The sequence below is a fragment of the Streptomyces sp. NRRL B-24085 genome, from assembly GCF_001282115.1.
GTDB lineage: Bacteria > Actinomycetota > Actinomycetes > Streptomycetales > Streptomycetaceae > Streptomyces.
Genome location: NZ_LJBR01000275.1, coordinates 1 through 3,683, shown reverse-complemented (window position 1 = coordinate 3,683; position 3,683 = coordinate 1). Strand labels below are relative to the sequence as shown.

Sequence of the window (3,683 nt, the reverse complement as noted above, 5' to 3'; positions counted from 1 at the left end):
TCCCCCACCCATCCGAGCAACTCCCGCCCGACCAACGGCTTTCCCCCCACCTTCGCCGTCTTCGGCCGCGGCACCAGCACCTGGTGGGCGGCCGGCTTGATGACGGTGCCCGGGTAGAGCCGCTTGACCCGCAGTTCCTGCGACTCCCGCAACTCCACCGGCGCGAAGCGGATGTTGGTCCCCTGGAGGACGATCTCGCCGACGCCGCACGCGCGGGCCAGCATCCGAAGGCCCGCCACCAGCAGCAGGTTCTCCACCGGCTCGGGCAACTTGCCGTAGCGGTCGACGAGTTCCTCGCGTACCGCCTTGATGTCCTCCTCGGTGTTCACCGAGGCGATCGCACGGTAGGCCTGCAGGCGCAGCCGCTCGCCCGGCGCGTAGTCGTGCGGGACGTGCGCGTCGACCGGGAGCTCGATCTTGACCTCCAGCGGCGGCTCCTCCTCGACACCGCCCTCCAGGGAGGCCCGGTAGTCCGCGACGGCCTCGCCGACCATGCGGACGTACAGGTCGAAGCCGACGCCCGCGATGTGCCCGGACTGTTCGCCGCCGAGGAGGTTGCCCGCGCCGCGGATCTCCAGGTCCTTCATCGCGACGTACATGCCCGCGCCCATCTCGGTGTGCTGGGCGATCGTCGCGAGCCGTTCGTGCGCGGTCTCGGTCAGCGGCTTCTCCGGCGGGTACAGGAAGTACGCGTAGCCCCGCTCGCGGCCACGGCCCACCCGGCCGCGGAGCTGGTGGAGCTGGGACAGGCCGAAGTTGTCGCCGCGCTCCACGATCAGGGTGTTCGCGTTGGAGATGTCGATGCCCGACTCGACGATCGTGGTCGACACCAGCACGTCGAACTTCTTCTCCCAGAAGTCGACGACGACCTGCTCCAGGGCCTGCTCCGACATCTGGCCGTGGGCGGTCGCGATACGTGCCTCGGGGACGATCTCGCGCAGCCGGGAAGCCGCCCGGTCGATCGACTCGACCCGGTTGTGGATGTAGAAGACCTGGCCCTCGCGCAGCAGTTCACGGCGGATGGCCGCGCCGATCTGCTTCTCCTCGTACGGCCCGACGAAGGTGAGCACCGGGTGGCGCTCCTCCGGGGGCGTGGTGATCGTCGACATCTCGCGGATGCCGGTGACCGCCATCTCCAGGGTGCGCGGGATCGGGGTGGCGGACATGGTCAGCACGTCGACGTTGGCGCGGAGCTTCTTGAGCTGCTCCTTGTGCTCGACGCCGAAGCGCTGCTCCTCGTCGACGATGACCAGGCCGAGGTCCTTGAACTTGGTCTCCGAGGAGAACAGCCGGTGGGTGCCGATGACGACGTCCACCGAGCCTTCCCGCAGGCCCTCCAGGACGGCCTTCGCCTCGGTGTCGGTCTGGAAGCGGCTGAGCGCCTTCACGACCACGGGGAACTGGGAGTACCGCTCGCTGAACGTCCCGAAGTGCTGCTGCACCAGCAGGGTCGTCGGGACGAGTACGGCCACCTGCTTGCCGTCCTGCACGGCCTTGAAGGCGGCCCTGACCGCGATCTCCGTCTTGCCGTAGCCGACGTCGCCGCAGATCAGGCGGTCCATCGGGACCGACTTCTCCATGTCCTCCTTGACCTCGGCGATGGTGGTGAGCTGGTCGGGCGTCTCCGCGTACGGGAAGGCGTCCTCCAGCTCCCGCTGCCACGGGGTGTCCGGGCCGAAGGTGTGCCCGGGGGCCGCCATCCGCGCGCTGTACAGCTTGATCAGGTCGGCCGCGATCTCCTTGACGGCCTTCTTCGCGCGCGCCTTGGTCTTCGTCCAGTCGGCGCCGCCGAGCCGGTGCAGCGTGGGCGCCTCGCCGCCGACGTACTTGGTGATCTGCTCCAGCTGGTCGGTGGGGATGTAGAGCCGGTCGCCGGGCTGGCCGCGCTTGGCGGGGGCGTACTCGACGACGAGGTACTCGCGCGTGGCGCCCTGCACGGTCCGCTGGACCATCTCGATGTAGCGGCCCACGCCGTGCTGCTCGTGGACGATGTAGTCGCCCGCCTCCAGGGTGAGCGGGTCGATCGTCTTGCGCCGCCGGGCGGGCATCCGGGCGCCGTCCTTGCCGGCCGCCTTCTGCCCGGTCAGGTCGGTCTCGGTGAGGACGGCGAGTCTGAGCGCCGGGTCGACGAAGCCGTACTCGATGGAGCCGCACGCCACGTGCACGACGGACGGGCTCAGGGAGGTGAGTTCCGCATCGAGGCGGGCCGCGATGCCCTCGCCGCCGAGCACCTCGACGGTACGGGCCGCGGGGCCGTGCGCCTCGGTCACGAAGACCGCGCGCCAGCCGTCGGCGAGCCAGCCCTTGGTGTCGGCGAGCGCCTTGGCGGTGTCGCCGCGGTAGGTCTCGGGCGCGTGCATGCCGAGCTTGAGGGTGTCCGCCTCCAGTTCGAGGTCCGCCGCGAACGGCGACACCGACCACCACATCATGTCCAGTTCGCGTGCGCGGTCGCGGACGTCGGCGATCGACCACAGGGAGGCCGCGCCGACGTCGATGGGTGCCTCGCCGCCGCCCGCGGTGGCCGCCCAGGACGCCTGGAGGAACTCCTGCGAGGTGGCCACGAGGTCGGACGCGCGCGTGCGCACCCGCTCCGGGTCGCACACGACGGCCATGGCGCCCTTGGGCAGGACGTCGATCAGGAGCTCCATGTCGTCGACGAGGACGGGAGCCAGCGACTCCATGCCCTCCACGGCGATCCCCTCGGCGATCCTGCCGAGCAGTTCGCCGAGCTCCGGGTGCTCCTCGGCGAGGGCACGCGCGCGTGCGCGGACCTCGTCCGTCAGGAGCAGTTCGCGGCAGGGCGGGGCCCACAGGCCGTGTTCGGCGACCTCCAGGGAGCGCTGGTCGGCGACCTTGAAGTAGCGGATCTCCTCGACGTCGTCGCCCCAGAACTCGATGCGCAGGGGGTGTTCCTCGGTGGGCGGGAAGACGTCGAGGATGCCTCCTCGTACGGCGAACTCGCCGCGCTTCTCGACGAGCTCCACGCGCGCGTACGCGGCGGCGGCGAGGGCTTCCACGATCTGGTTCAGGTCGGCGGTCTGACCGGTGCGCAGGGCCACGGGTTCCAGGTCGCCGAGGCCCTTGACCTGCGGCTGGAGCACGGACCGGACGGGCGCGACGACCACGGAGACGGGGCCGGTCTCGGGATCGTCGGGGCGCGGGTGGGCCAGGCGCCGCAGGACGGCCAGCCGGCGGCCGACGGTGTCGGAGCGGGGGCTGAGGCGCTCGTGCGGGAGGGTCTCCCAGGACGGGTACTCCACGATCCCCTCGGAGGGGAGCAGGGAACGCAGGGCGGCGGCCAGGTCCTCGGCCTCGCGGCCCGTGGCCGTCACCGCGAGCACCGGACGGCCGGCCTCACGCGCGAGCGCGGCGATCGCGAAGGGGCGGGCCGCCGGGGGGCCGACCAGGTCGACGTGCATGCGGTTGCCGTCCTGGGCCGCCGTGATCGCTTCCGCGAGGGCGGGGTCCTTGACGACGGCGTCGAGCAGACCGTGCAGGCTCATTCGGGGCGGCTTTCGTCCGGGGGGTTTCTGTGGGGTGGGCAACGCGAAGGGCCCGACACAACGAAGGGCCGGGGGGTCTCCAGCCTACGACGGCGTCGGCCCGACCGCCGGAGCCTGTGGACAACCCCGCCGCACCCCGGGTGCCCTGTGGACAGCGACGAACCCCCGCCCCCTGTGGAC

1 protein-coding gene is annotated in these 3,683 nt (G+C 71.4%); it reads right to left on the bottom strand.

Features of this window, described 5'->3' with window-relative positions:
- On the bottom strand, positions 1-3,503 hold a 3,503-nt coding region (gene mfd, locus AOJ26_RS27805), incomplete at its 3' end, for a transcription-repair coupling factor (RefSeq protein ID WP_053851111.1).
- Between the last annotated feature and the right edge of the window lie 180 nt (positions 3,504-3,683).